This window comes from Yoonia sp. (assembly GCF_017854565.1).
GTDB lineage: Bacteria > Pseudomonadota > Alphaproteobacteria > Rhodobacterales > Rhodobacteraceae > Yoonia.
This window is the reverse complement of sequence record NZ_JAFMHJ010000093.1, coordinates 1-4,742: the sequence shown is the minus strand read 5'-3', so window position 1 is coordinate 4,742 and position 4,742 is coordinate 1. Positions and strand designations below refer to the sequence as shown.

The window sequence follows — 4,742 nt, the reverse complement described above, 5'->3', positions numbered from 1 at the left end:
GAACGCGCGCAGAAGCCGATGCTGCGTTGGCCGTTTTCTCCGAAAAGTATGGCGTCAAATACCCAAAAGGTGTTGCCTGCCTGACCAAGGACAAAGAGGCGATGCTTGCATTCTTCGACTTCCCAGCTGAGCATTGGGGCCATCTGCGCACCTCGAACCCGATTGAAAGCGTGTTTGCCACAGTTCGGCACCGAACGGTGAGGACCAAAGGGGCGCTGTCACAAAAGACCGCAAAACTGATGGTCTTCACCCTCATTCAGGCCGCATCAAAGAAATGGCTGCGCCTCAAGGGCAGAAATCAGTTGCCAAAGGTTATCGAAGGAATCAAGTTCACAGACGGTATCGAACACACAAACGATACCGAAAACCGCGCCGCCTGATGATGCGCGTCACCCAAATTCAAGCATAGCTCCATCCCGGTCGACGAGGTCTGCGTGATCGCCTTAGAACTGCAGCTTCCCGGCTTTGTGCGGCCTGGCTAGTCCGTCCAGTATGAACCGTCGGGACAGGCGGGACAGCACACGGACGGACAGGAAGAAGTTCTTGCGGCAGGCGATCCACCTAGTGGTGCCGGCAGACAGGCCGCCGCCCGGCACGATCATATGCACGTGGGGGTGATGTGTCATCGCAGAACCCCAAGTGTGGAACACCGATGTGATCCCGACCCGGGCCCCGAGGTGTTTGGGGTCTGCAGCGATCCTGATCACCGTGTCCGCGCTCGCTCGCATCAGCAGATTGTAGATCTCGCGTTTGTTCTGGTGAGCGATATCGGCGATCGGTTTGGGCAGCGTGAAGACCAGATGGAAATACCGCACGGGCAGCAATTCGGCCCCACGAGCGGCCAGCCATGTTTTTGCCGCCCCCGCCTGACGCTTTGGGCAATGGCGATTGCGTCAGGAATTATAGGCAATATGTAATTATAGGCAATATGTTCGTACGCGCAGTCTTCACACCGCGCCACATGCCCGCCAAGCGCCGCCGTTCGGCAGCGCTCGATGGCGTTCATCACCTTTAGCTGATCAAGGCTGACATGGCCCTTGTTTGTTGACCGATACGCAGGCCCGTGATCGCGAAAGATATCCGCAACCTCCAGCCGTAGCCGTGACATTCTACACTACGACGCACCTTTCTTGCCCTTCTTGCCCTTCTTGCGCTTCGCCCCGGTCAGATCGTCCAGTGGGCTGTCCACCGCCGAGATCATGCCGGTCGCGACACTGGCATAGCGTGCGGTTGTCGTCAGTTTGGTATGCCCCAGCAGCGCCTGAATGATCCGGATATCCACACCGCGCTCCAACAAATGGGTGGCGAAGGAATGGCGTAACGTGTGCAGCGTGACCGGCTTGGTGATCCCGGCCTCCCCCGCGGTCTCTTTGAACAGCCGTGATATCTGTCGAGCAGAGAGATGCTTGCCGCAATAGCCTGGAAAAAGAACCCGTTCGGGCGCAGGCACATCCTTGTCCTGATCGGTCGGGCGCTCTTTCCACCACTCGCGTAGCAAGTCCAGTATATCCTTGGGCCGCATCACGTTGCGATCCTTGCGCCCCTTGGACTGAACAATCCGGATGATCCCTTGGGCACCATCAATATCACCGACCTTCAGCCGCACGACTTCGCCTGCGCGCATTCCACAGCCATAAGCCAGCGACAACATTACCCGTGCCTTCAGACTGGGCGCCATGGCCAGGATGCGCTTGATCTCCTTTTTGCTCAGCACCAACGGCACCTTCACCGGTTCCTTGAGGTGGAAAAGCTCGGCCACCAGATCATGGCGTCGCATGGTCACACGGAAGAGGAACTTCACCCCGGTCATGATTTGGTTGCGCGTGCAGATGCTCGGTCCGCTCTCGATCAGATGTCGCTGGAAATCTCGCACATCGTCTGGTGTAGCCGTTTCTGGCGACCGCCCGAGTCAGGCCGCAAAGCGCTTGCATGCGCGCAGATGACTTGTCTGGGATGCGGGTCCGAGATTGCGCCCCGACATATCCGCGGTCATGCGCGCACGAAGGGCTGTCATCGGTGTCGATTGTCGAATGTTCATCGGAATGTCCTCTGTCAACCGAGGCAGAATCGCCTCGGTTGACAGAGGACACCCAACATCACAATCTGCAAAACAAATCCCACTTCAGCGCAGAGCCCGAAACAAGCGCCCCTATCGCGAAGCGATTTAGTGCGTGAGCCGTTTTGGCCGCATCGGCCAAAGGTGCGACCGACAGCAAAGGGCTGGGATCAGTCATTGGCCGCTATCCGCACCTAAGTTGGCTTTGCGCCGAATTTCGTTTCGATATCGACGTTGCTCGACGGGTTTCATCGTGTCGGGGCTGGCCTTGTCATTCATCAGGTTCCGGCTGGCTTTGCATCCCTTTGGACGCCCTTCAAAAAGACACCTCACTTCATGGTTGCTGACGTTGCCTAATTGGGGCATGTCATCACAATATCGCCACGTCTTCCGCCTGACCGCATGTGCAGGGAAGAACAGGCTCGACAACCGTCCGGGTTAGTGACAATTAGCCCTCTAAACTGTTGCCGAACGATATATGACCCCAATGTGGTATACATATTAGACACTATAATAAGGATAAGACATGACCGACCGCCTGATTTATTTGCCCTTGGGGGGCGCCGGCGAGATCGGCATGAACGCATATGTGTATGGCTATGGTGCACCGGGCAAGGAACGGCTGATCGTTGTCGATCTGGGCGTCGCATTCCCCGATATGGACACCTCACCGGGCGTTGACCTGATCCTGCCCGATATCGCTTGGCTGGTGGAACGCCGTGCCCAGATCGAAGGCATCTTCATCACCCACGCTCACGAAGACCACGTCGGCGCCATCGGCCATTATTGGGAACGGCTGGGTGCGCCCGTCTATGCTCGCCGCTTTACCGCCAATATCGCGCGCCGCAAACTGGCCGAACACGGTCACCCCGACAGTGTCGTAAAGGTTGTGGCACCGTTTCCGCAAGTCGTTGATTGCGGCCCGTTCAAAGTGTCGTACCTGCCGATCAGCCATTCGATACCCGAAAGCGCGGGTCTGTTGATCGACACGCCCGACGGGCGCGTGCTGCACTCGGGCGATTTCAAAATAGACGAAACCCCGGTTGTCGGCGACCCTTGGAACCGCGCGCTGTGGGAAGATGTGTCGAAGAACGGCGTCAAGGCGTTGATCTGTGACAGTACAAACGTATTTTCAACCGCACCGGGCCGGTCGGAATCAACAATCGGCCCCGCGATCACCGAAATGATGAAAGAAGCGTCGGGCATGGTCGTGGCGACCACGTTTGCGTCGAACATTGCCCGTCTCAAGACGCTGGCGATGGGCGCACGTCACGCGGACCGCTCTGTCGTCTTGCTGGGCCGGGCGATGCGCCGCATGGTCGAAGCCGCAACCGAGGAGGGCATCCTCGATGGCTTCCCTGCGGTCATCTCCCCCGAGGACGCGCTGAACGTCCCGCGCGAGAACCTGATGCTCTTGGTGACCGGCAGTCAGGGCGAACGGCGTGCCGCATCGGCGCAGCTGGCGCAGGGGTCCTATATGGGCCTGAAACTGCAGGAAGGGGACACGTTCTTGTTCTCCTCCAAAACCATTCCCGGCAACGAACGCGGTGTGATCCGGATCATGAATCAATTGTCTGAATTGGGCGTTGACGTGATTGATGATGCGGGCGGAAAGTATCATGTGTCCGGGCATGCCAACCGGCCTGACCTTGAAACACTGCACCAGATCGTCAAGCCGCAGTTCCTGATCCCGATGCACGGCGAACATCGGCACCTGCGGGAACACGTCAAGCTGGGCCGTGCAAACGGCATCACCGGGATTGTCGCGGTGAACGGGATGATGATTGATTTGTCGGGCAATACGCCGAAGGTCGCGGAATACATCGAAACCGGCCGCACGTATCTGGACGGCACGGCAAAGGTCGGCGCGATGGATGGTGTCGTGCGCGACCGTATCCGCATGGCGCTGAACGGCCAGATGGTCGTGACGCTGATCATCGACGAAAATGACGAACCACTGGGCGATCCATGGGTCGAAATCTCGGGGCTGTCCGAAACCGGGCGGTCCAACACGTCACTTGCCGATATCGTCGAACAGGACCTGAGCCAGTTTATCAACCGCGCCAACGCCAAGACGCTGCGCGATGACGTGAAGTTGGAAAAAGAGCTGAAAACAATTGCGCGCCGGTCAACGCAGGCCGAGATTGGCAAGAAACCCGAAGTGATCGTGATTGTCTCGCGGCTCAGCTGACGTAGCGTAAGGTGGATTTTAATCCACCTTAAGGCCTAAGTACGTCGCATTGAAATGAAAAGGGCGGGGATGACCCCCAGCCCCTGACGCTAAATGTTGAAAAAACATTTCTGTTGACCGCATTGTGGCAAACATCACCTTCGACACCTCGCTTGACCCTCAATTAATCGGAGGAAGAATGTGTCGAGTGTCCCGAAGATATCTTCCGGAGCAGCGGTTGCGCCGCTGGTCCGGAGGTTGCCCGCGCCCGTAGCAGGCGTAGATCTCAACTTTTGCCGCAATCCAACTTGCGCGCAGTATGCAGTATGGCGTATTATCCGATCCATTCAAACGATCGCGGGGTTTGGACCTGTCGCGGTTTGGTGCCGCTCTTTTGATAGCGTAATGTGCAGCAAAGGAGATGAACCATGGGCACGGGAAGAACGGATGAATTCCGTCAGGATGCAGTGCGGATCGCGCTGACCAGCGGACTGACGTGCCCGCAGCTTTCATCGG

Annotated in this window: 3 protein-coding genes and 1 pseudogene; 2 read left to right on the top strand and 2 right to left on the bottom strand. The window is 57.7% G+C overall.

Going from position 1 to position 4,742, the window contains the following annotated elements:
• The coding region (locus QZ196_RS17200; RefSeq protein ID WP_296428001.1) for a transposase at positions 1 to 380 on the top strand (380 nt) is incomplete at its 5' end.
• 66 nt (positions 381 to 446) lie between these two features.
• Here the strand turns inward: QZ196_RS17200 and QZ196_RS17195 are convergent.
• Together QZ196_RS17195 and QZ196_RS17190 are read right to left on the bottom strand one after the other, a co-directional pair.
• A pseudogene (locus QZ196_RS17195) lies at positions 447 to 1,108 on the bottom strand (transposase zinc-binding domain-containing protein); the annotation flags it as partial.
• A gap of 6 nt (positions 1,109 to 1,114) precedes the next feature.
• Positions 1,115 to 1,810 carry a tyrosine-type recombinase/integrase gene (locus tag QZ196_RS17190; protein WP_296428577.1) on the bottom strand — a complete coding sequence of 232 codons (696 nt, stop codon included), beginning with the start codon at positions 1,808 to 1,810 and terminating at the stop codon, positions 1,115 to 1,117.
• A 772-nt stretch (positions 1,811 to 2,582) separates the two neighbouring features.
• On the opposite strand from QZ196_RS17190, the gene QZ196_RS17185 reads away from it, so the two are divergent.
• Complete coding sequence (locus QZ196_RS17185) at positions 2,583 to 4,247, top strand: ribonuclease J (RefSeq protein WP_296428575.1); 1,665 nt, start codon at positions 2,583 to 2,585, stop codon at positions 4,245 to 4,247.
• Positions 4,248 to 4,742 lie beyond the last annotated feature (495 nt).